The sequence below is a fragment of the Pirellulales bacterium genome, from assembly GCA_036499395.1.
GTDB lineage: Bacteria > Planctomycetota > Planctomycetia > Pirellulales > JACPPG01 > JACPPG01.
Genome location: DASYDW010000063.1, coordinates 358,989 through 381,943, shown reverse-complemented (window position 1 = coordinate 381,943; position 22,955 = coordinate 358,989). Strand labels below are relative to the sequence as shown.

The following is a 22,955-nucleotide window of genomic DNA, read 5'->3' as shown; positions in this document are numbered from 1 at the left end:
AGGCCGTGAGCGTGTCGCGGTAACGAGCTATTGCGAGTCGTGTTTCAAACGGTCCACGAGCGATAGTGCCTCAGCGCGAGTGCCGATTTGCCCGTCAAGCTGTGCGGCGCGGACTTGGGAAAGCAGGAATCGGTAGATCGCTCCTCGCGGGATACCATGCTCGGCCAGATCGTTGCCATCGAGCAATGCGGGCGGATCAAGCTCGGCCACCGGAAGCGCCAGCTTCGCGCGGCAGAATTCCACGTCGTTATTCGCTGCAAGCGCGTGATCGCCGCCGCGCGAGAGTCCTTCGGCTTCGTGCAAGGCGATCAGTTCCACGGCGCCGGCGTCGATGAGTAAAGGCTGCACAACCGACCAGTGCTGGCCGGCGGCATTTTTTAGACGACCGTGATTCGCCAGCAACCATTGCGCCAGGTCGCGCTCTTTGTTCGACAATCGCCAACGGTCGCCGATCGCGCTGGCAACCTGTACGGCCGGCGAAGATTTCATCGTTTGGTCTGCCGACGAAGACTCGGCTGCCGGTTCGTCGAGCGCGTGTAAGAGCGCCGCAAGCGCTGCCGAAAAGCTGGGCGCAGCAATTCCGGCGAGCACCTGCTTTGTGTGTCGCCAGGCGGGAGCTTCGTCCGAGGATGCCAGTCCATTCAACTCAGGTAACAGCACGGCCAGCAGACGCGTACGACGCAATAGCTCGACGGCCGCGGCGCGTTGCGGGTCGACCAGCATCTTGCGCATTTCTTGCGCGATGCGTTCCGGGCTCACAACCTGAATGGTTTCGGCCATTTCGTCGATCGCCGCCAAGGTCGGCTCGTCGAGGGCGAAGTCAAAACCGGCCGCGAAGCGCACGGCGCGCACCATCCGAAGCTTGTCCTCGATGAAGCGAGCACGCGGATCGCCGATGGCGCGGACCACGCGACGTTCGAGGTCGGCTTGCCCGCCGACGTAATCGATCACGCGATCGTCGAGGGGATCGTAGAACAGACCGTTGATCGTAAAGTCGCGTCGCTGGGCATCTTCCTCGGGCGTGCTGAAGACGACCGCGTCCGGATGGCGACCGTCGCTGTATTCAGCATCGCGGCGAAACGTGGTGACTTCGACCATGCCCACGTGCTTCGGGCCCAATACCGCCACGACGCCAAACGCAGCGCCGATGGCCAACGTATGTCTACGACCGAAGATCGTACGAATCTGTTCGGGCGTGGCGTCGGTGGCTACGTCGTAGTCCTTGGGCGTGCGGCCGAGCAACTGGTCGCGCACGCTGCCGCCGGCCCAGAGAGCTTGATAACCGGCCTCGCGCAGCCGCCGCAGCACGCTGAGTGCCAGGTCGCGTTGTGCTGCCGCTGTGGGATGGGTCATCAGGATGGGCCACCGGTTGAAGCCGGCCGATTCGTTCGAGTGGTCCGCTCGAATCGCTTCGACTATTTTGCCGCTGCGCGCTCGCGGAGGTATTTTTCCAGCCCAGGCAGATCGTCGGTGTTGATCAGGTCAACGTCGGCGTCGGCCAGTTCCGCCCACACGGTGGGGTTGGAGGGAATGGCCCAGAAGCGGATCTTGCGTCCCTTGGCGTGCGCTTTGGCGACGAACGATCGCAGCTTCTCTTTCTCGACAGCTGGCATCGCTTCTTTACCTCGCCAAGTGAAGTGGCTTCCCCAACTGTCACTGACGAGCGGCATCAGGTTCGTAGGCACGTCGGAATCAAGATCGCTCATGCGACCGTCGATGCCGGCATAGCGAACCTTGTCGGCCCGGATGCGGTCCGTGGCGCGATCGCCCGAGATAACGACCGTTATGGCGCCCGGGTGAAGCTGGCCATCGCGGACGACAGTGAGCATCTCGGCATATTTCGCCAGGCGTTGGGCCAGGACTTCGTACGTGCGTTCACCATCGGCCTTGATATCAATCAACAACATGCACGGCGGCCCGTCGCGATACACGCGGCCGCCGTTTTCGCGGACGCGGGCCAAGAGCGGATCGAGGTAGAGAGCCTCGAGCGTTTTTTCCGGTTTCACGTCTTTGAGATTGTGCGCGACCAGCAGAGATCCATTGACCAAAAAGATGTCAGCCTCGACGTTGCAAAACCCATGATCGAGGGCATCGAACAGCGGGCGCTTATGCCCGTAATCGTTGTGGGCATGGGCGTTTGCCAGTGGCGATACGTCGGCGGCATTTGCAGGAGCCGTCAGTGAAAGTACCAGCAGAGCCGTCGTCGCGGCGGCGAAAGCGAGCGAAACCAGCGGCGATTGTCGTCGATTCATCGGTGATCCTGCGTCTTGTTGCTCAGCGGGGCGAAGCGTAGATTGGTGTCCTCCTGATTGTCCCAGACTGCACGATAATTGCCAGCCTTGTCTGCGCTTCGTGCCGGGACATTACGATCGACTCTACTTTGATTGGGCCGTGCCGACGCGGCCATTTTCTTCGCTCTCCCGCAGGTAGATCCATTGATGAAAGCGATCGCCGTTTTTCCCGGTAAGGCCAATAGCGTTCACCTGGCCGATTTGCCGAAGCCGTGCGTTGACGACATTCCGGGCGGGCGCGGCGTGCTGGTTCGCGTGTTGAAGGTGGGCATCGACGCCACGGACAAAGAGATCAATGAGGCCAAATACGGTGCGGCCCCTCCGGGATACAACTTTCTGGTGCTGGGGCATGAAAGCTTTGGCATCGTCGAGGAGGTCGGCGCGAATGTGACCCATGTTCGTCCCGGCGATTATGTCGCGGCCACAGTGCGCCGGCCGGGCGGATCGATCTACGATCAGATCGGCAACAGCGACATGACCAGCGAGGAAGTCTACTACGAGCGTGGCATCAACCTGCTGCATGGCTTCCTGACCGAGCATTACGTCGACGATGCCGAGTTCATTGTCAAGGTGCCGGTCGGCTTGAAGCACTTGCACGTGCTGGCCGAACCGATGAGCGTCTCGGCCAAGGCCGTGCAACAAGCTTTCGAGGCACAGCGCCGGCTGAAGGTGTGGCGGCCGCGCGTGGCGTACGTCCTGGGCGCGGGGCAGATCGGATTGCTGACGACGTTGATCTTGCGGTTGCGCGGCTTGGACGTGTACACGCTGGCGCGCACGAAGGCACCGACGCTGAATGCCGAGATCGTCGAGCAACTCGGCGCGACGTACATTAGCACGACCGAGACGCCGATGGAAGAATTGGCTAAGCGCGTCGGTAAGGCGGACATCATCGTCGACGCGACCGGCTCGAGCGCCGTGGCCTTTGGCGCGATGCGCGTTCTCGGTATCAATGGAGTGTTGGTGTGGACCAGCATCACCGGTGGGCTCGAGCACATTCAAGTGCCGGCCGATCAATTGAATCTCGACTGGGTGCTGGGCAACAAGTTGCTGCTGGGAAGCGTCAACGGCAATCGCGAGCACTTCGAGATGGGTATTCGCGATCTGGCCGTTGGGGAAGTGACCTATCCCGGCGTCACCCAGCGCATTCTGACTAACCCGGTCGACGGGCTGGGAAATTACGCCGAAGCGATGCGACTGCTCGTCGAGGAAAAGTCCGCGCTGAAGGTGTTCGTCGACGTCGCAGCCGGCTGATCGTGCGGGTTGTGGCGGCTGTTCTCGCGCCCGTGCGTTCTCAATGCTGTCGCGGGGGGCGTCTCGTTTTGGAACGCGCGTCTCAAGTTTCGACGCGGGGACTTTCCTAGCTCGCGGCAAGCGTGGCCGTTTAGGAAGAATTTGCGGCCGCCCAGGTCGGTTATGGCGCGATCAGGTCGATTCTGCGGCCCTTCGAGGCCTTCTAAAAACCCGCGTGCAAGCACAACAAAATCTTGGCGCGCGAATTGCATTCCTACTCATTGACGGGCCGCGGATAGCCGGGCCATGATAAACAGCCGGCGCGGAAAGGTTTTCCAACATATATTTCGTATTGCCCGGTGAGCAGCAACCTTGGCAATCACAACACGGGGGAAAGTACCATGAAGACGCTAGTTTTGACGACCGCCTTGATCTTGTCCGCAGCGAGTGTGTCGCAGGCCCAGTACGTGACGTACTACAGCAACCCTGTCGTAACGTCGGCGTATTATGCCGAGCCGGTAACGAGCTATTACGCACCGACGACGACGGCCTACTATAGCGCCCCGGTGACCACGGCTTATAGCCCGGTCGTGTCGACCAGTTACTACACGCCGTACACCTCGTATTACAGCGCTCCGTACACGTCGTACTACGGTTCCCCCTACACGTCGTACTACGCTCCCTCGTACTACGGGGCTCCGTACGCGTCGTACTACTCACCGGCCTACTACGGCGGCTGGTACCGTGGCCCGATGGGTCGCTGGCGCTACCGCTAAGTGATCGCGGGAGATGCTTCGCGAAGAAGTACTCGCTAGTTAGAAAAACTTCAAGCGTTCATCGGCACCCGAAGCTCTCGGGTGCCGATTTTTTTTTGCGCCTGGAACGTTGCGCATCAGCGTCGCGTGGCGTCCGCTATTGATCGGTAGGAAGTTGATCGACACGCTTTAAGGCACCGTAAACGAGCACTGACATGATGCCGACTGCCAATAGAATGGCGGCGCCGAAGAACAGGCGACTGTCGAAGGGGCGCCGATTAATGGGCTCGTGAAAGCCGGGATTATTTTGCTCAGGTCCGAGCGTCAGAGACTTGCTTTGATAATGACCACCAAGAGCGGCCATCAAGGTCGCGACATCATAGCGCGGGGATGCCGCTACCGTCGATCCGTAATAAAGCCGATACGGCGCGTGACTGCCGGCGAGGAATTGCAGTTGATACTGGTTTCCCTCGGCGAGCACTTCGGTCACGGTCAGCGGTGGATTGTCCTCGTTGTGTATGACGAGGCGGTACGCCGATTCTCGCTGCTCGGGAAACGAGATCGTCGATTGATCTTGCTTGAAATCTCGGAACCGAATGGCCGAGATCGTCGCACTGCACAGGTCTCGCCATCCGTCGCCAGCGCCAGAACCATCCGGTACCTGAACCACGGCACGCCGTACCCAGTTGGGCATTTCGGACTTCAGAGTCAACGATGTCAACGGTTCGCGGCGACTGCGCACATCAACGATTGTCAGTCGATTCTTTTCGTCTTCCTCGGTTTTCAAATTCGTAAGCGGGTAAGCCGTTTTGACCTCTTTGCCAGGCTCCTGATGCGGAGCCAGATGATAGAAGTCGACGGCATCGATACGCGTCGATCGTTCGCGAACCGTCGTGCGCTCGGTGCGTTCTCGTTCGACCCCTGCGTGAAGATGTCGCGTCAGTTCCTTGAGCGGCTGGCGCTGTTCGTCCGTGACGTCGTCGATCAGCAGGCGAAACTCGCGGAAGTTGTTCGCCGGCAGCGGCACGTCGCGTTTGCTGACGTCCATGTAGCGCGAGTAGTCGAAAATTAGCGCCTCGGGAACCAGCGGTTGCCAATCCTGTGCCTCGGCGCGGCCGAAGACCTGCACATTATGCTGGAAATCGCGCAGCGGAGTCCTCACGGTCAGGCCCGAGGCCGCGGGAGATTTGTTGTCGAGTCGGATGACGATTTCCAGGCTGGGTTGTCCCGAATCTCCGGCAAGCTCTTTGAGAGAAATGACATGGCTCGGGCATGCCTCGCGCTGGTTCGTAGTGCGCGTCGCAATAACTTTGTCGAGCTGATAGGGAACTTCTAGGCCGCCTGAGTCGATGGCACGCACATCGGCAAGCCCGTTCTGCGTGCCGGCGTACACGGGACTGTCGAGCGTGATTGAGAGAATCTCGTCGGCTGTGATATCTGGTGTCGTGATTTCGCGCTGGAATTGAAACGAGTCGAGCGGCGCGGCCTGTGCCGACGGCGCGAGCAATACTGTTAGCAATAACATCGTCAAAAACAGCATTCGCAGCAGCGCTGCCGGCGGCGGGCCGCCCGCAGTAAGTTGCGTCATGACGCATCCTTTCCGTCGGGGATGGTATCGCTGGCGAATGTCGGCCGGTATTTGAGATAGACAAACGAGCCGCAGAGCACCAGCACGCCAAGCACCAGAAACGCGATGATTCGGTACAACTGATCCAGCTGCGCGAGATCGACGAAGAACACCTTCCAGACGACGATGCCGAACAAGGCCAGGCCGACGAACCGCAAGGGGCGCACGCGTTGGCGAATGCCGCTTAGAATCAGGCCTAGCGCGTATAGCGACCACAGAATCGAAACGCCCCCCGATTCCATGCCCGGCATGAAATGGCGCAATAACGTGTGCAACTCGAGCGTTGACCAGACGAAGGATAGGCCCAACGCCGTGGCGCCCAGTCCGAGGCGAGCTTGTTCGGCGGTGAGGTTACCCTGCAATCGTACGAAGGCATAACCCAGGAAGGCGGCAACGAACGCGAAATCCAAGAGGCGCATCGTCGCCGCGAGGAAAGAATAGCTGCCACCGTAGACGAAATGTTGATCCACATTCCAATACGGCAGGTCGAAGAAGAACAACTTGGCCACCGTACCGGCGACGAATAACAAGAGGATGGTTAGCAGCGATTGCGTGCGGAATCGTAGATAGACTTGCAGCAAAACGGCGCACAACGCCGCCCAAAGCAGCGTCAGCATAGGCAGCCTGGCAGGCTCGAAGAAATAACCCACCGAGCGATTCAACTCCAGATGCAGGGCGAGGAACAACGTTCCCAGCATCAGCGTTCCGCCGACAACCAGCGCCCAGCGATCCTCAATCCAGGCGCCGATATCGTCGGCGCTGTCCACGGAAAGTTGGGCGGCGCCGGGCGGATGTTGCACCAGGCGGCAGCCTAGCGCCAGCGAGGCCACGGGGATGCCGAACATCATTACACGTTCGAACATGGCCATGACATAGTCCCAGAAAGGATCCGTCGCGCCCGCCTGGCCGACCAGATATTGGTTCGGGAGGTCGACGAACGCGAATCGCGAAACCACGATCACATAAAGCAAATATGCCAAAATGCGCACAAAGCGGCTATTCAACTTGCCGGCGACCCACAGCATCACCACGGCCTGCACCGCCCAACTGGCGGTGATCCATTGTCGCGACAGCACCAAGGGCAAAGTCACGCTGAGGAATACGGCCGACAGTGCCGTAAAGCTGAGCATCAATTCGCGATCGTGGACCTTCTGCTTCAAAAGAACAAAGACGTGGGCGATGAAGAACGCGGCCATGGCCAGCGTCACCCCGGCTTCGGCGTATTTACCGTAGGCATCGCGGACCAGCACGTAGCTGGTGGCGAAGAAAACGCCGGCATTGGCCCACAGTCCTAGCAACTCGAGCAGCGTGGACTTCACGCGATTCATCACGTTGAAGATGAAGACCGCCGTCGAGTAGAGCACGAAGAATGCCGCGAGGAAGGGAAGTACTTCCCAAAAGTTTGCACGGTGGTACTCCTCCATCGCCAGGAAGAACAACGTGTAGTTGCCCATGAAGCCCAACCACACAAGTAGCCGCCAATCGCGTTTGAAACTGATTCCCAGTACGCCAATGCCCAGCACCAGAATGTAGGTGAACAGGCCGACGAAGTTGGGCTCGCCCGACGCCAGCATCAGCGGTGTCGCATAGCCGCCGATGATCCCCAACACCGCGACCAGCAGGCTGCGATAGGTGACGGCCAGAATGCCCGCCGTGGCCGTGATCAGGGCCATTAGCGCAAAGGCCGGCATGAGACCGATCAAATGAAAACGATTCGCCGCGGCGAAGACGGCCAGATAAAGCACGGCGATGCCGCCCCCCATCAAACCTTGGCCGAGCAGTTGGTATTGCTTGCCTAACATCCGGGTGCCCGCGGCCAGCATCGCGGCACCCGCCACGATCGTCAGCGACACCTGCCCCATCTCGCTGATCAATTGATTCTGCACCGAGTATTTCAAGAAGAACCCGACCCCCATCACGAGAATCACGATTCCGATGCGTAGCAGCCAATTGCTGGCCACGGCGTATTCGAGCGACACGCCTTCGGGTCGGTGGTCCTGACCGACGATGATCCAGTTCCAGATCTTTTCGAGCGCTTCCTTGGCGGCGACTTCGTACCGGTTCGGCTCGCGCGGGGTGTGCTGGACGGTGGCTGCGACGTCGTGCAGTCGCTCAACTTTAGCCGCCACCGATTCTGCGTACGACGGCCGCGGCTCGGGATGGAGGACTCGCTCTGGCTCGTGATAACGTTCCCGCGGTGGCGGAGGGGGCAGCGAGATCGCTGGCTGTTCTACTTCCTGCTCGACCGTGGGGATCGGCAGCGAAGATTCTTCGGCCTTCGCTTCGGGCGCCGATTTTGCAATCGGCGCGACGGCAGTTGACGCGATACTGCTGGTCAAGCGCGCGACGGCCTGACGATTCGTCTCGAGGTCCCGGCGTAGCGCCGTGACCAATTCACTCAACTGTTTGGCGTTGGTCTGTTGCTGCCGTTGGCCGCGGATGATCTGCAGCACTCCCCAGCCAACGAACATCAGCAATAGAAATGTTAATAACTCTGTCATAACAGCCCCTTTGATGTGCTGCGAAATGGCAGCATCCGATCGTATCGATTATCGGTGTCGCGCCTGCTCCGATAGTATAGGTCCGAATATAAGGGCGCATGATGGTATTACACAGTGACAATATGTGGCCGTCATGCTTCCGGCTCGAGCTGAATGACGACCAGCTCAGGCCGGCAGAGAAAACGCAGCCGCGGTGCATTTCCTCGTTCGAGGCCTGTACCGCGTGAGACGACCAGCGTCCGTCCCTGGCCACAGTCGGTGACCCCGGCGGCCCACTGCCGCGGAATTCGCGACAGGGTGACTAGCGGCCCGATGATCGGCAAGCGAACTTGCCCGCCGTGCGTGTGCCCGGCGACCATCAGATCGGCCGACACTTTTCCCAGCGCGTAATCGGGATGATGCCCGAACACGATATGGAATCCCTCGGCCGGTGGCACGTTGAGGAAGGGGTCGCGCGAGTCGGGTTGGCTCAGGCCAGTAATTACGAGCGATCCGCAGATTATGCTTTCGGTTTCCTCGAACAGTCGCGCCTGTGAATCACGGAAAAGTTCCTTCCAGTCAGGCGGGTCGTTATTCCCTTTCACCGCATAAACGTCCGCGCGCGAGGCGATGCCCGATTCAACGAGCAGCTTGCGGAATTCATTCGCCAAGGGGGGCCGGTGGATGCTTTTGACTTGGATGTAATCGCCCACAAAGAGAATGATGTCGGGTTCTTCGGCCAGCACGCGTTCGAGAACTTCTCGCTCGAAATCGCCGATCGTGTCGGTCTGGAAGTCGGCCACGACCGCGATACGAATTGGCCGGTCGATCTTCGGCGAGTGCAACGTCAATCGCGTTACATCGAGCCAGAAGGGCTCGACGTAAAAGCTGTCAACGCCGACCGCCAGTAGTGACACGGCCAATAGAAGCCACGCGATCGCGAGTCGGCGCCGCGAACGCCAGCTGATGGCCGCCAGGGCGGTGGCCAAGATCACGCCATGAACGAACACCGCGGCCGCCAGCAAACGGATCTGACCGAACGGACCTTCCCGCGATGCCGCCGAGAGTAATAACGCCGCAAACGCGACGGCGGCAAGCGTCCCCGCACGACGGCTCAGACGAGTCGTCCTCGCCATCACGATGATGGCCACGAAATCCACCAGGAGCATCGAAACGTTAAATGCCAGGAGCATCTTGCTCATCCGGGCCTTGATTGCCGTATTCGCCACCCGTCGTCGGGTGAGATTGGCTTCTAGACGATCAATCGGGCCCGTTTGTTCGATACGGAACGCCGGACGTTGATAGTTCAGGGGTTTTATTGCCCTTCGGTCGGTCGCCGGGCGGAAAAGAGATTTCTGAAAAAATCTCTTGCAATGCCGGGTCGTGATCCGTAAGTTAACGGCGTTCTTACCACCTGTGGCCCCTTTCTTTATGGGCTGGCTAGCGAAATTGAATTCGTAGCGTCTTCTTCGACGGTGGGTTTCTCTCTCGCGCTTGATTCGTGACGTTCGCGTCACATCGCGCTTGAGCTCATTCCGGTGAGACTACCACCTGCGATTCCGATACACGTTGGGCCAGTGCTGGCAATTATTACATGTTCCGTAGGGATATATTTCAGGGGGATCGGATGACTTCGCATCAATTCACGGTTTGCCTTCGTTATTGCGTCACGGCGGCTGTTACGCTTTTCTCGCTGCAGCGAATCGCTTCGGCCGACACGCAGAATGTTGTGTTCACGATCGATCCGACGCAAAGCACGCTGGGCTATTCGCTGACCGAGTCGACTTACGGCACATTTACGCCTGTCTCGCCGGGGAGCAACGTCAGCGATGTGAGCGGACATTTTCTTGTCAGCTTTAACCCGCTAACCGATACGCCAACCAGCGTTCAGTTCATTGGTGGGGACGGCTATTTCCAGCAGGACTCGGACCTGACCGTACACACCGTCTCGCCGGCGGCGCAAGTTCAGTACAGCAATCTGAGCTGGGATTTCAGCAGCCCCGTGCTGACTAGTTCAAACGGAGTGTTCAATGCCGCGACCACCGGCTTTACGGTGCTCAGCGGTACGTTGGTCGAAACGCCGCCAGGGGGCGCGGCCGGCACGAATGACGAAACGGGATACAAAGGAACCGTAAGTTTCGGTACCTGGACGCTATCGCAATCGGCGCCAGGATCGGGCGACTGGTCGCTGGCGGTCAGCGGATACTATTTGCCGGGTTCGAACAGCCCGACGACGACCGAAAAGTTCACGCTCAACGCGTTGTCGACGGCGCACTTCGGCGCCTCGAATATCACGACCGTCGCGCCTACCGCGACGCATGCCGATGTATTGGGAGGCGCCGCGGCGACGGGGGGCGTATCGATTAACCTGCCTGGGGATACCAACGGCGGTACCTTCAGCGCACAGCAAATTCCGAACAATACCGGCCTGTCGCAGCAAGCGATCCAGGCGGCGCAAGCTAACCCGATCTTCGCCGCCTCGACCGCCGACCTGTCGGTGCATCCGCAAATCTGGAACGTGGAATACACCGGCCTGCAATCGGGGCAGGACGCAACGCTCGTGTTCCATTACGATCCGTCGCTATTGCCCGCCGGCACCGATCAGTCGCAGTTGGGTATCTGGCACTACAACTCGATCGGCAAAGATTGGGAGTTCGGTGGCACGGTCAACACGACCGATCATACGATCACGTTCGTCACCGGAAGCTTTTCGCCGTTCGAGCTGGGTGTGAAGGCAGTGCCAGAGCCCGCGACGATCGTGTTGGGCGGATTGGGAACGTTGGGGCTGCTGTTCGCCAAGTTGCGAAAGCGGTACGCGTAGAGCTGCACGACGTTCTTCACGGTTGCAATTGGGCGAGGGCAGGTTTTACCTGCTCAATAGCAATGTCATAAAAAAGGGGCAGGTTCCATGGGTACGTCGATTGCTGACCGATTGGCCATTGCGCTTCGCGCGTCTCGCAGGCGCATCGTTCCGTTGATTGTTAGTTGCGTGGCCGGCATGGCTACAGTCGCCGTGGCCGCGCCGGTGCCGTTGCTACCAGTCGACCCGGGCACACAGTTGGCAAACTCGCCTGGTCCGGGTCAGTATTTCGGCTTCACCGACGTCAACATCAATGGCAACTACGGTTGGCAGTTTCAGGTTCTTGAACCAGTGCAAGTCGTGGGGCTCGGTTGGTACGACGATGGAGCCGATGGACTGTCCCACGACCACTTGGTCACGCTGTCGGGGGTTGGACTGAGCGCCACGATTCCCGCTGGCACCGCTGCCAGTCTGATCGGATCGTATCGCGTGGAGCTGAACTCGCCCATTACACTGAATCCGGGGCTCTATACCGTTTATGGTGCGGACTATATCGCGAATCCCGACATCGTGAAGTTCGCTGGCGCCAGTGTGCCGACGGATTCCCGCATTGCCCAACTGCCGACGCCGGTGTTCGGGAATTACAATTCCTTCCCGAATGGCGCGCTGGCAGCGCCCGGCGCATGGCTGGGGCCGATGGTTTTTGTGCAGCCGGTTCCCGAGCCATCGACATTTGTGCTGGCCGGGATGGCGGTTTCCGCGCTAGCATATTGCCGTCGCCGGCAGCGTTAGCTGAGAGCGGCGCTGGTGAAAGGTGGCGCTGATCGCTCGCCGGCCGAGATCATTCTCTCTCCGTCGATCAAGCATTCGCGGCAAGCTTGTCCGTGGTGTCGGGCACGGTTAGGCTACCGGCATGCTGCGTATCAACGGTCGACCGCGAAAAGTCTGCGACGGCTTCACACGGCGCGACGTGCTCGAAATCGGCGGGCTCGGTGCGCTAGGTGTGATGCTGCCTCAGATTCTTGGCTCGCGAGCCATGGCGCGCCCTGCAGTTGGGACGCAGCCGATGCGGCGTACGTCCGGTAAGGCCGAGGCCTGCATCCTCGTTTATCTGTTCGGCGGACCGAGCCAGATCGATACCTTCGATATGAAGCCGGCGGCGCCAGTCGACTTTCGCGGCGAGTTTCGTCCGATCGACACCAACGTGCCGGGCATTCAGATTTGCGAGCACTTTCCGCTGCTCGCCCGACATGCTGACAAATTGACGATCGTGCGCTCGATGCATCATCAGCATCCACGGCACGGTTATGGGCTGTATTACATGTTCACGGGGCGCGAACGTGCCCGGCCTGACTTGGATGCGTCGCCAGCGCCCGAGGATCATCCGTCGCTCGGCGCGTTAGTGGCGAAGATGCAGGGGCCGCGTGCGGATTTTCCGCCGGCCGTGACGTTGCCTCGCTGGAATCGGTTTCTCGATCTGCCCAACGAGTATGCGGGAGAGGTCGCCGGCTTCTTAGGCAAGACGTACGATCCCTGGCTCGTGAAGGCCGACTCCACCGGCACGCAATTCGCGGTTTCGGGAGTCGAGCTTCCCCACGGAATCACGCTCGATCGGTTGGCGGCGCGGCGCACGTTGCTGGGCGAATTTAATGGTACGTTGGGGCGGCTGGCCGATCGCGAGCCGTGCGATCGACTCGATGGACTCTATCGGCAGGCACTGTCGATCGTTACTTCGCCACGAGCGCGCCGCGCGTTCAACCTGGACGAAGAGCCGAACGAGCTGCGCGAATCGTACGGCAGTGAGCCATTCGGGCAGGGATTGCTTCTCTCGCGGCGGCTGGTCGAAGCCGGTGCGACGTTGGTTACCGTCAATTGGCACGATGACGGGCGCGACGTGAAGAGCCCTTTCTGGGATACGCACAAGGATAATTTTACAACCTTGAAGAATGTGCTCATTCCGCCGCTCGATCGCGCGTTGTCCGCATTGCTGGCCGATCTCGGCGAACGGGGGCTGTTGGATTCAACCTTGGTCGTAGTGATGGGAGAGTTCGGTCGCACGCCTCGCGTAGGTCGCGTGGTGATGAATAGTGCAACCAATGCCAGCGGTCGCGATCACTGGCCGCACGCTTATTCGATATTGATGGCGGGTGGCGGAGTCCGTGGTGGACAGATTTATGGAGAATCCGACGAACTGGCCGCGCATGTGAAAGACCGCGGCGTGACGCCTCCGGACCTTTCCGCAACGGTGTTGCACGCGCTGGGGATCGATCCGCGCGAGCTAATATACGATCGGCAGGGGCGCCCTCAGCCGCTAGCTACCGGTCAGCCGGTGATAGATTTGTTTTAATTGCGGCAGAGTAGTTTCCAGTAAGAGGTCGATAATGGGTCGCGTATCTCAGATTAAGTACGAAGAGACAACGCCAGACGTGCAGGCCGCCTTTGATGAGATTACGTCATCCCAGGGCCGGATGACGAATATGAAGGCAACGCTCGCCCATTCGCTGCCGGCACTCGACGCGTTGATGCAGTGGTATCCGCTGCGCGAGGAGGTGCATAAATTCCTCGAGCCGCGTGCGACCATGCTCTTCGTCCACGCCATCTCGTCGGCGGCCGACTGCTTGATTTGCTCGACCTTCTTTCGACGCTACTTGATCGACGCGGGCGAGAATCCCGATCAACTTGCCATGAACGAACGCGAGGAAGTGGTCGTCGACTATGGACGGCAACTGGTGCGTGACGCGAACCAGGTCTCGGATGCCCTGTACGCCCGCTTGTCCCGGCAATTCGCACCGGCCGAGATCGTGGCTCTGACGGCGTTCGGCGGGATGATGATCGCGACGAATGTCTTCAACAACGCGTTGCGAATCGATCTGGACGATTATCTTGAGCCGTATCGCCGCACGGATCGTTGACGGCGGGCCGGGCCGAGGGCATGCTGCTCTTGCCGCTGCTGCTGCTGCGGCGCGCTTGCCAATCTCAGTATCTCCTGTTTTCATCTGCAAAGTGTTCCATGCCTGAGGAATCAAACAACAAAACGCTGACCGGCCGTGTGGTGTTCATCACGGGCGCTGCGCATGGTCAGGGACGCGCGACAGCGCTTGCGCTTGCGCGCGCCGGTGCCCACGTCGCGGCGCTGGATGTGGGACGCCCGCTGGCGTACCCAGGCTACGAGATGGGGACCACCGGTGAGCTGGATTCGCTGGTGGACGAGTGTCAGCGCGCCGGAGTGGAATGCCTGGCGTTTGCCGCGGACGTGCGCGACGATAACGCCGTATCGGCCGCGGTGGCGGCGACGGCCCAGCGCTTCGAGCGGATCGATATTCTCTTCAACAACGCCGGCATCTGCGGTTACGGCCTGGCGCACGAGCTAACCGAAGAAGCTTGGGACGCGATGCTCGACATCAATCTCAAGGGGGCGTGGCTGGTCGCGCGGCGCGTGATTCCGCATTTAATCGCCCGGCGCTCGGGCGTGATCATCAACAATTCCTCGATCGCAGGCCTGCGCGGCATGGCACGTTTGAGCCATTACGCGGCATCAAAATGGGGGCTGACCGGCCTGACCAAATCTTGGGCCCTGGAACTGGCGCCCCACAACATTCGTGTGGTATCGATACATCCGACAGGGGTAAACACCCCAATGAACGATGGCCTGGCGGCGATCGAAGGGTTGAGCCCGCGCGAAATTGCCGAGCGCTCGGCCGGCAACTTGCTGCCGGTGCCGTGGATTGAGCCGGAGGATGTGGCACAAGCGGTGTTGTTTTTGGTGTCGGATGCCGCGCGTTATGTGACCGGTTCCGAATTCGTGCTGGACGCGGGTTTATTGACGCGCTGAGCACCGTTTGTCATTCGACCTCTGATTCGACGATTCCATGAACAGACGCAAGGCTAACCCCGCTGACCGGCGAACTGTGACTCGGCGCGATGCGATCGGACGCGTCGTTGCCACATCGGCGACGCTGGCGGTCACCTCGCATCTCGGAGCGATTGCCATGGCCGACCCCACGACAGCAACTGCAACCGAACCGAGCGGCGCGATCGACGCGCACGTTCACGTCTGGACGCACGACACGGCGAAGTATCCGCTGTCGGCCGGTTATCGGCGCGAGGAAATGGCGCCGCCGAGCTTTACGCCGGAGCAGTTGTTCGAGCACATGCGTCCCTGCGGAGTGAATCGGGTCGCGCTGGTGCAGATGAGCTTTTACGGATTCGACAATTCCTACATGCTCGACACGATCAAGCGTTTTCCCGGTGTGTTCTCGGGGATTGCCGTCATTGATGACGCAGCGGACCGACCGCAGGATGAAATGCGCAGGCTGAAACCTCTGGGTGTGCGCGGCTTCCGCATTTATCCGCGCAATATGCCGGTTGATCGCTGGTTGGAAACGCCCGGCCTGGCGGCGATGTGGGAATACGGCGCCGCCGAGCGGATGGCGATGTGCTGCCTGGTGAATCCCGATGCCCTGTCGGCCATCGATCGGATGTGCGAAAAGCACCCAGATACGCCGGTCGTCGTCGATCATTGCGGTCGTGTCGGAATCTCGGGCGAGATTCGCGAAGAAGACCTGAATCAACTCTGCCGGCTGGCACGTCATAAGAACACATATGTGAAGGTGTCAGCCTTTTACGCACTCGGAAAGAAAAAGTCGCCCTACACGGATCTGGCTGCGATGATCCGTCGACTGCGCGACGCGTTCGGCGCGGAGCGCCTGATGTGGGCCACGGACTGCCCTTACCAGGTGCAAGGCGATAACACGTACCGCGATTCGATCGAGCTTGTGCGGTCTCGGCTCGACTTTCTCACCGCGGACGATCGCCAGCGGCTACTGCAAAAGACGGCCCAGCGCGTTTTCTTTTCGTAAGGCGCATTTCCGTAGGGTGCAATGTGTGCACCATTTGAGACGCTGGTCGTCGGGATCGCGATTGATTGTTGGGTTCCTGGTGCCCACAGGGCACCCTACGATCGTTTAGTCTCGTTTGGTTTGGTCGCGATAAAGGCCCAGACGAATAGTATCGCCAGGATCGCATCGGGCGCGACGAGCAGCGATGGGCCGAGTGGTGCGCGGCCCGTGGCGACCAGCAGCGCCGTTGAGATGGCGAAAGACGCTTTGCCAAACGCTCCCAACAGCATGAACGGCCGATAGCGCAGCGGATCGAGCGCGATCAGCAGATAGCCGATCTGCCAGGCGAGCGTGACGCCGACGAAGCCGTAGAAGATCTCGGGATGCGTGATAGCCGGCGGCACTTGTCGGCCGAGAAAGTCTTCGAGGAAGTACAGCGGCGGCACCATCACCAAACCAAACACAGTGGCGGCGAAAAATACACGCTGTGCGAACTTCATGGCCGAACTACGAAGTGATCCCTTTGGTCAATTCCATGAACGCCGTTTCCAGGTTGACTTCTTCTTCCTTGAAGAGCGTCAGCTTGTGCCCTGCGCCGATCAGCAGGCTGGGCAGATCGCTATAGTCTTCGATTTCGGGGGCCAGGGTCACGGTGAGGACGCCGTTCGTGGTGTCGATCTTCTCGACCCCCTTATGTTGCGATAGCAACTTTGCCGCGCTGTCGCTATCGCCGGTTACCCCTACTTTCAGAACTGGCTGGCGGCGCACTTTACGCATAACCTCGGCCACATCCGAGTTCACCAGCAACTCGCCACGTTCGATGATGCCGATCTTGTTACAAATGTCGGCCAGCTCGGGCAGGATGTGGCTCGAGACCATGATGGTCTTGCCCATGTTTCGCAGTTCTTTGAGCAATCCGCGAATTTCGATGCGGGCGCGGGGATCCAGGCCGCTGGCCGGCTCGTCCAAGAGCAGCACTTGCGGGTCGTGCAGCAGGACGCGCGCCAGACCCAGTCGCTGCGTCATACCGCGCGAGAGGCTGGTGACGAATGCTTCCCGCTTGTAGCCCAGGTCGACCAGTTCCAGAACCTCGTCGCAGATTTTTCGCCGTGCGGGTCCTTTGATGCGATATGCCGCGGCGAAGAATTCGAGGTACTCGATCACTTTCATGTCGTCGTACACGCCGAAAAAGTCAGGCATGTAGCCGATCACGCGGCGGATCTCTTTGGGCTTGGTGTAGATCGAATAGCCGCAAACGTACGCCTCGCCGAAGGTGGGATTCAAGAGCGTGGCCAGGATGCGCATCGTGGTCGTCTTGCCGGCGCCATTGGGGCCGATGAAGCCGAACACGTCCCCCCGCTCGAGCTTGATGTCGAGGTGGTTGATCGCGTGCAACGTCCCGTAGGTCTTGGTCAGGTCCTTGGTTTCGATCACGGCGAGCGGTGCCCTTTGCGGTTAGGACGCAATTCTGAGTCGTGGTTCACGGCGCGGATGCCTTGGCCTTGGCGACGGGAAAGATAAAGCGATAGACGGTCCAATGCAGATCGTTCGGCCCGGCCAGCGGACGGCCGTCGCGCGTCAGTTGCAAGGCCGGTTGTTTCGCATAGGCGAGTAGGATCGCGCGATTCGCGTCCAACAGGTCCGAAAGATCGACGAACGCCTCCTCGGCATTCGTACGGCCCGCGGTCGCGCCAATTCCCGCAGCCTTGAAAAATAGCATTTCATCGAGCGCTTCGATCGCCATGGCGGTTCCGGGCGGGGCGGCTGATGCTGCCCCGGACGTTTTCCAGGTATCGGGATGGCGCAGGACATGCTTCAGGTCGCGCTGCTCGCCCGGACGAAGCGTGAACGTATCCCCAGGCTTGAGGTCACCCAACAGGTAGACCCAACTGCCCGACAGCAACATGCATTGCGAGAGCTCGATCGATAGCTCGTTGCGAATCGTTCCCTCGGGCACGCCATCGGGGGCCAGCACCAGGTTGGCCGTCGGCAACTCGCGGCATTGATAAGAGGTGCGCGCGAATAGACCTTTTGTCGACCAAACCTGGATCGGCAGGTTCAGCATTCCGTCTAACTCAGGCGTGAATTCATACTGACCGGCGAACAACGTACCTGCGCCGCCGCCAAACTGATTTCCGCCAGAACCGAGCCAGGCCAGCAATCGCTGGCTATCGGCGATCGGGGCGCCTGACGGCTCCTGCGGCTGAAGTGCGAGGTCGAAGGTTTGAGATTGCGGCGAGAAGACGTTTAGCCAACTGGTGCCGCGCGCACGGCCGTTTTCCATGTCGATGTCGACCAGGTCGACCTGGTTAAGCCGTAGAGCGCTTCCCTTGGTGTACACCGCCAACGAGTAAGCGGCCGCGCTCACCAGCGCCACCCAGATCGGAAACGTGATCCAGGTGAGTTCCATCCGTTTCAGCAGTCGCTTCACCAGGAAATAATCGCCAGGACCGATCAACAGGATGTAGCCCACGATCATGGCCGCCACGACGGCGAACGAGATGGGCGTGACGCCGACAAACTCGTTAAGTCCACTGCGCATCCGGTCCAGCAAATCTTGGGCGCGGTTGGGATACAGATTCGCGGTCGCCTGATTGGTGGGCGTGGCCGCCGCCAGCGACGCTTGTTCGGAAAGACCCAGCAGGCGAGACACCAGAATGGCACGCCCTTCCCAATCGACAAACGGCGCGCGGTCCAGATCAACGGCCACAAAATCGATTTCGCCAAAGCGCCGCGTCGAGCGCACGACCAAAGGTAAGTTGCCATCGGCCACTTCGATGCGCCCTCGAATTTCTTCGAGCCGCGGAACTGACAGCGACAGTCCGCCGGCCGAGCCACGCACCTTGCGCGATCCGCCGACGAAGCTTTCCAGATCGGTCGTGCGGCGCAGCAGCGTCGTCTCGACGAATTGTCCCGGCGCGAATCGCGCCAGCGGGGCATCGGCCGCGAGCACGGCTGGGGACTCGGCGCCCACGGTCAAAATCAGCTTGCCCCCCATCTCGATCCATTCGGCGAGCGCGGCACTGCGCGCCTCGGTATCGAACATGGCATGCAGCCGGTCCGGCTGGCTTGTCGAAATCAGCAACGCATCGACACCGTCGTAGCCGTACCATTGCGTGGGAAGTGCGTCGACATCGCTAAGACTTGCGACAGCAATCGCTAGGCCGGTCGTCTGCTGATACAGCCGGGCAGACTCTTCGACACCGATCGACGAGCCCAGCATCACAAACAGACCTTCTTTTTCTTGCAACGGCTGCGGTAGCTCCAAGTGATCGGGCGAAGGGTTGCCGTCGAACACGCGATCGATGACGTTCTTATTCTGTATGCGGAATTGCACTCGCAGTTCGCCGTAGGCGCGGCCGAACTTGGCGTACATCTGTACGGCTGTTCGACGGCCCGGCAAAATCTGCACGGGCCGCGGCGCGGTAACGACCGAGGGGGTACCATCGCCATCGGGCAGAATCAGGCGGACGCTGCCGGTAAGGGCCTCGACGCCACCGAGAAACGTGATTTCGACCGGTGTCCAGCGCCCCAGCTTGTAACGTGTGTCGAAGCCGACGCGCAGACCGACAATCTCGGGATCGCCCGGCTCGGCGGCGAACAACCGCGCGTGGGGTGTGCCAGCGAGAACGAGCGCAAGCGCCAACCACAAGATTGCGAAGCGATGTCGAATTATTGCCCCTTCGTTCATGGCTTCTCCGCGTCGGCGCAAACGCATACGAATTGAGCACAACCAGGACAGCCGGCTCCATATTTTCGCGCCACGGCCTCGGTCAGATCGATCCCGGCAACGTTCGCGATCGTCGCCAGCCAGGCCAGCACGTCGGCGAATTCGCCAAGTCGATCTTCATGGGTGCCGCTGCGCAGCGCGCCAGCCAACTCGCCGACCTCTTCCATCAGCCACATGAACGTGCCGTCGACGCCGCGCGCGAGATCCTTTTCAAGATACATCTCGCGAATCAGTCGTTGAAAGGCGGACAACGTGATATCCGCGCTGGTAGTTTGCGACGGCGATATCGAATCATTCACTTTGCCAGGTTCTCCAACATGGCCGCTGCCCGGGCATTGTCCGGCTCGAGCTTGCGCACCTGTTCCAACGCCCGTTTGGCGCGATCCGGGCGATTCGCCTTCAGGCACGCTTCGGCGAGCCCCATTTGCAACGAACTGTTGTCCCCATCGATTTGCACAGCCACGTCATACTCGTTGGCGGCTTCGGCGAACTGGCTGCGTCCCAGTGCCGCTTCCGCCAGCAGGCGATGAATGTCCACGTCCATCACGTCGATGTGCAGCGACTCGCGCCCCCAGCGTGCCGCGGTGACAAAATCATGTGCCGCCAGGGCCATTTGGCCGAGTTTCAAGCGGATGGTTACATCATCCGGATTGAGTTCGGCCAACTTCACGAGCACTTCTGCCAGCTTAACGTCATTTTGTTGGGCAAGATATACCTTGGCCAGCGAACGCAGCCAGCCGGCCGAGGTCGGAAAATGCTCGGCACCGACCTGATAAAGCTCAGCGGCCTGGTCAAAATGTTCGGCCTTGAATTGCAAGCCCGCCAGTAGATTCAACAAACTCGGTTCCGGCGATTTTCGATCGACGTTTTCTTCCAGCAGCGCGAGAGCCTCTCGCGTTTCGCCCACTACCAACCGGATGCGGGCCAGCACGTAGGCGGCCTGCTGACGGGCCTGCGAATTCGGTTTGGCGGCAGCTAGCGCCGCGTCGGCAAGTTTTCGCGCCGTGGCATAGTCTTTTCGCGCTAAGTAACTCGCCGCCAAACGCGCCGTGACGGCCGCATCGTTGGGCTGGGATTTGTGTAGCTTTTCGAGCGCGGCCAAGGTCTCGGTAGGTTCGGTCGATTGCGTGGTGATTCCGGCCGCGACTTTGCGCACGTATTCGAGGTAGCCTCGTTCGAAGTCCTCCTGCTTGACGTGAAACTCGCGGTCGAGGGCCGCGCGTGTATCGAGATTGTCGCGATAGGCGGTCAGCATCTTGGCGAGCGCCGTCTCGCCATAGCTCTCGGTCATGTAGCGTGCGTAGAGATCGGCCTGGCAATACGCCATTTGCCAGTCGAGTCCCGATTGCGGCCGGACGAAACCGAGATTGATCGTATCGAGATTGAAGAGCTGATTCTTGGGGACCCGATCGACGAGTAGCTCGTTCCACACCTGCGGTCGCGAGACTCCTTCGGTGCCGACGGCCAGAGCCTCGGTGTACCAATGCGGGATGGCAAAGTGTGTCTGCTGCAGGTTCAGCACGTGTACGAACTCGTGCTTTAGCACGCGTGCCCAATTGTATTTATTCGGCATGTCGTTGGGCGACGCCAGCGCCACGATCTTGCCGGCGCAAGCCCCCACGGTGTGTACGAAAGGCAAACCAATCATCCGCGCGCTGAACCAGCCGTGACCGCTGGTATTGCGAGCGCGGCTGAATATTTCGAATTGGGACTTGCCCGGCGGTGTGAACTGAAATTTGGCGCAAAGTTCGGGAAATACCTCGTCCTCGAGATAGCGTGCAGCGTAGCGAGCCAGAATCTCGTCGCGGCCGCGGTCGAATTTGATCACGAAATGCTCAGTCTCGAGCAGCGCGTAGCCATCGAGCACCTCGAGCACCTTCAACATATTGTTGACGCGCACGTTGAAGGGATCGACTTTGTAGGCTTCGTCGAGCTGCTGCCGTGCGTCGACCTCTTCCCCCAATCGCATCAGTACGACGCCGCGATCACCGTACGGCTGAATCAATTGCGGCATCCTGGTGATCGCTTCGCGAAAGTATTTGTCGGCGTCCGGATAACGCCGGCTCTGATCCAGCGCTCCGGCGAGCGACGCGAAGAAGTCTCCGCAGTGCGGATTCGCGGCGACGGCATTATCAATAAGACGTCCCACGCGCGTGCCGGCCAGATCGGCTGGTAGACCATCGACGACCGCGCAGGCCGCGGCCAGGCGACCGGCTGCCACGGATGACGAGGGATGCAGACGGACGGCCTCTTCGAATACCGGGACAGCTTCGGCAGCCTGAAAGTTTGCCAACAGAATATCGCCACGCACCAGGAGCGCTTCTTCTTCGGTAGCATTGATTTCCAAGGCGCGCTCTATCGCCGCCCGCGCGGTGCCAACGTCCAGATTCTGCACGGCCAGACGTGCGAGCGCGGCGTGAATCTCGGCGGCGTTCGGATTCAGTGCCAGGGCAGCCTTTAATTCGCGCGCCGCCTCGGGCTGATTGTATTTCTCCAGATAGAGCAAACCTGCGGCGTAATGGGCCGGCCACCAGGCGGGATCGGCCCTGAGGGCGTCGGGATAAAGCTCGTTGACGAGAAAGCTGAATTGGCTTGATATGCGATTCCAGCGCGCGTATTGCGCGGCGCCCAGGCCGATCCAGCCGAGCGATTCGGCATCGGTGACTTCGTGCGCGTTGTAGAAATCGATAAACCATTTATAGGTGCTATTGGCTTCGTCGAGCTGACCGGTCATTCGCAAGCGTTCGGCTTGCACCCACCGGGCGAGCAACTGATCGTTGTCGATCGCCAGTGCCGCGGCAGCGGCTTTGTCGGCCAGGGTCATGTCGCCGCGCGCCAGGGCCCAGCGCGCCGTCTCGGCCTGTAGCGGCGCCGATTGTGGATTCTTCGTGACGGCCGCGGCCAGGTCCCGCGCGACTTCTTCACGCTTGCCGGTGGCCGCGTGCGCGCGGGCAAGGCCGACCGCGGCTTGTTCGGGATCCGAATCTGCGAGCTTCTCGTACGCCTCGATCGCTTCTTCGTACTTGCCAGCGAGCAATAGAGCACGGGCCGTGGAAATACTGTCATCGGCCGTGGCGAAACTGCCGGCAAGGAATGTGCCGGTCACAGCGAGCAAAAAAAGCGTTCGCCAGATCGAGCGATTTCGCGTCGTTGAATCACACCGAAAACGATGCGCCGTGACGGACCGCCGACGCGTGATTTCGC

18 protein-coding genes are annotated in these 22,955 nt (G+C 60.2%); 8 read left to right on the top strand and 10 right to left on the bottom strand.

Going from position 1 to position 22,955, the window contains the following annotated elements; all coding sequences use genetic code 11:
* Positions 1-27 precede the first annotated feature (27 nt).
* Positions 28-1,353: a CCA tRNA nucleotidyltransferase gene (locus tag VGN12_10860; protein ID HEY4309942.1), complete on the bottom strand. Its 1,326-nt coding sequence runs from the start codon at positions 1,351-1,353 to the stop codon at positions 28-30.
* Positions 1,354-1,415: 62 nt separating this feature from the next.
* A complete protein-coding gene (locus tag VGN12_10855; GenBank protein ID HEY4309941.1) occupies positions 1,416-2,252 on the bottom strand; it encodes a phosphatidylinositol-specific phospholipase C/glycerophosphodiester phosphodiesterase family protein in 837 nt (278 codons plus the stop codon).
* Positions 2,253-2,438: 186 nt separating this feature from the next.
* Here VGN12_10855 and VGN12_10850 point away from each other — a divergent pair, with 186 nt between their 5' ends.
* Together VGN12_10850 and VGN12_10845 are read left to right on the top strand one after the other, a co-directional pair.
* A complete protein-coding gene (locus VGN12_10850) occupies positions 2,439-3,542 on the top strand; it encodes a glucose 1-dehydrogenase (protein HEY4309940.1) in 1,104 nt (367 codons plus the stop codon).
* A 380-nt stretch (positions 3,543-3,922) separates the two neighbouring features.
* On the top strand, positions 3,923-4,297 hold the full coding sequence (locus VGN12_10845; GenBank protein ID HEY4309939.1) for a hypothetical protein: 375 nt from the start codon (positions 3,923-3,925) through the stop codon (positions 4,295-4,297).
* Between the two features lie 136 nt (positions 4,298-4,433).
* Here the strand turns inward: VGN12_10845 and VGN12_10840 are convergent, their stop codons facing one another.
* From VGN12_10840 to VGN12_10830, 3 genes are all read right to left on the bottom strand, one after another.
* A complete protein-coding gene (locus tag VGN12_10840; protein HEY4309938.1) occupies positions 4,434-5,864 on the bottom strand; it encodes a DUF3999 family protein in 1,431 nt (476 codons plus the stop codon).
* Positions 5,861-8,404, bottom strand: a complete 2,544-nt coding sequence (locus VGN12_10835; protein HEY4309937.1) for a DUF2339 domain-containing protein — start codon at positions 8,402-8,404, stop codon at positions 5,861-5,863. The genes VGN12_10840 and VGN12_10835 overlap by 4 nt, the downstream gene beginning before the upstream one ends.
* A gap of 131 nt (positions 8,405-8,535) precedes the next feature.
* The gene (locus VGN12_10830; GenBank protein ID HEY4309936.1) at positions 8,536-9,585 is read right to left on the bottom strand and encodes a metallophosphoesterase; all 1,050 of its coding nucleotides are present in this window, start codon (positions 9,583-9,585) and stop codon (positions 8,536-8,538) included.
* Between the two features lie 425 nt (positions 9,586-10,010).
* On the opposite strand from VGN12_10830, the gene VGN12_10825 reads away from it, so the two are divergent.
* From VGN12_10825 to VGN12_10800, 6 genes are all read left to right on the top strand, one after another.
* Positions 10,011-11,204, top strand: a complete 1,194-nt coding sequence (locus tag VGN12_10825; protein ID HEY4309935.1) for a PEP-CTERM sorting domain-containing protein — start codon at positions 10,011-10,013, stop codon at positions 11,202-11,204.
* 87 nt (positions 11,205-11,291) lie between these two features.
* Positions 11,292-11,975 carry a PEP-CTERM sorting domain-containing protein gene (locus tag VGN12_10820; GenBank protein HEY4309934.1) on the top strand — a complete coding sequence of 228 codons (684 nt, stop codon included), beginning with the start codon at positions 11,292-11,294 and terminating at the stop codon, positions 11,973-11,975.
* A gap of 121 nt (positions 11,976-12,096) precedes the next feature.
* Positions 12,097-13,530, top strand: a complete 1,434-nt coding sequence (locus tag VGN12_10815) for a DUF1501 domain-containing protein (GenBank protein HEY4309933.1) — start codon at positions 12,097-12,099, stop codon at positions 13,528-13,530.
* A gap of 34 nt (positions 13,531-13,564) precedes the next feature.
* On the top strand, positions 13,565-14,095 hold the full coding sequence (locus VGN12_10810) for a hypothetical protein (protein ID HEY4309932.1): 531 nt from the start codon (positions 13,565-13,567) through the stop codon (positions 14,093-14,095).
* Between the two features lie 98 nt (positions 14,096-14,193).
* Entirely contained in the window at positions 14,194-15,015 is an 822-nt protein-coding gene (locus VGN12_10805; GenBank protein ID HEY4309931.1) for a mycofactocin-coupled SDR family oxidoreductase, read from the top strand.
* 37 nt (positions 15,016-15,052) lie between these two features.
* The gene (locus tag VGN12_10800; protein ID HEY4309930.1) at positions 15,053-16,042 is read left to right on the top strand and encodes an amidohydrolase family protein; all 990 of its coding nucleotides are present in this window, start codon (positions 15,053-15,055) and stop codon (positions 16,040-16,042) included.
* A gap of 95 nt (positions 16,043-16,137) precedes the next feature.
* Here the strand turns inward: VGN12_10800 and VGN12_10795 are convergent, their stop codons facing one another.
* The 5 genes from VGN12_10795 to VGN12_10775 form a co-directional block, all read right to left on the bottom strand.
* Positions 16,138-16,521: a hypothetical protein gene (locus VGN12_10795; GenBank protein HEY4309929.1), complete on the bottom strand. Its 384-nt coding sequence runs from the start codon at positions 16,519-16,521 to the stop codon at positions 16,138-16,140.
* A 7-nt stretch (positions 16,522-16,528) separates the two neighbouring features.
* The gene (locus VGN12_10790) at positions 16,529-17,455 is read right to left on the bottom strand and encodes an ABC transporter ATP-binding protein (GenBank protein ID HEY4309928.1); all 927 of its coding nucleotides are present in this window, start codon (positions 17,453-17,455) and stop codon (positions 16,529-16,531) included.
* A 46-nt stretch (positions 17,456-17,501) separates the two neighbouring features.
* The gene (locus VGN12_10785; GenBank protein HEY4309927.1) at positions 17,502-19,712 is read right to left on the bottom strand and encodes a hypothetical protein; all 2,211 of its coding nucleotides are present in this window, start codon (positions 19,710-19,712) and stop codon (positions 17,502-17,504) included.
* Positions 19,709-19,972: a MazG nucleotide pyrophosphohydrolase domain-containing protein gene (locus VGN12_10780; protein HEY4309926.1), complete on the bottom strand. Its 264-nt coding sequence runs from the start codon at positions 19,970-19,972 to the stop codon at positions 19,709-19,711. The genes VGN12_10785 and VGN12_10780 overlap by 4 nt, the downstream gene beginning before the upstream one ends.
* 74 nt (positions 19,973-20,046) lie before the next feature.
* A complete protein-coding gene (locus VGN12_10775; protein HEY4309925.1) occupies positions 20,047-22,857 on the bottom strand; it encodes a tetratricopeptide repeat protein in 2,811 nt (936 codons plus the stop codon).
* Between the last annotated feature and the right edge of the window lie 98 nt (positions 22,858-22,955).

Coding starts and splice junctions, on each gene's coding strand:
- VGN12_10845 (HEY4309939.1), top strand. CDS start 3,923: ATGAAGACGCTAGTTTTGACGACCGCCTTGATCTTGTCCGCAGCGAGT.
- VGN12_10840 (HEY4309938.1), bottom strand. CDS start 5,864: ATGACGCAACTTACTGCGGGCGGCCCGCCGCCGGCAGCGCTGCTGCGA.
- VGN12_10815 (HEY4309933.1), top strand. CDS start 12,097: ATGCTGCGTATCAACGGTCGACCGCGAAAAGTCTGCGACGGCTTCACA.
- VGN12_10800 (HEY4309930.1), top strand. CDS start 15,053: ATGAACAGACGCAAGGCTAACCCCGCTGACCGGCGAACTGTGACTCGG.
- VGN12_10830 (HEY4309936.1), bottom strand. CDS start 9,585: ATGAGCAAGATGCTCCTGGCATTTAACGTTTCGATGCTCCTGGTGGAT.
- VGN12_10810 (HEY4309932.1), top strand. CDS start 13,565: ATGGGTCGCGTATCTCAGATTAAGTACGAAGAGACAACGCCAGACGTG.
- VGN12_10805 (HEY4309931.1), top strand. CDS start 14,194: ATGCCTGAGGAATCAAACAACAAAACGCTGACCGGCCGTGTGGTGTTC.
- VGN12_10860 (HEY4309942.1), bottom strand. CDS start 1,353: ATGACCCATCCCACAGCGGCAGCACAACGCGACCTGGCACTCAGCGTG.
- VGN12_10835 (HEY4309937.1), bottom strand. CDS start 8,404: ATGACAGAGTTATTAACATTTCTATTGCTGATGTTCGTTGGCTGGGGA.
- VGN12_10825 (HEY4309935.1), top strand. CDS start 10,011: ATGACTTCGCATCAATTCACGGTTTGCCTTCGTTATTGCGTCACGGCG.
- VGN12_10795 (HEY4309929.1), bottom strand. CDS start 16,521: ATGAAGTTCGCACAGCGTGTATTTTTCGCCGCCACTGTGTTTGGTTTG.
- VGN12_10785 (HEY4309927.1), bottom strand. CDS start 19,712: ATGAACGAAGGGGCAATAATTCGACATCGCTTCGCAATCTTGTGGTTG.
- VGN12_10820 (HEY4309934.1), top strand. CDS start 11,292: ATGGGTACGTCGATTGCTGACCGATTGGCCATTGCGCTTCGCGCGTCT.
- VGN12_10855 (HEY4309941.1), bottom strand. CDS start 2,252: ATGAATCGACGACAATCGCCGCTGGTTTCGCTCGCTTTCGCCGCCGCG.
- VGN12_10780 (HEY4309926.1), bottom strand. CDS start 19,972: ATGTATCTTGAAAAGGATCTCGCGCGCGGCGTCGACGGCACGTTCATG.
- VGN12_10850 (HEY4309940.1), top strand. CDS start 2,439: ATGAAAGCGATCGCCGTTTTTCCCGGTAAGGCCAATAGCGTTCACCTG.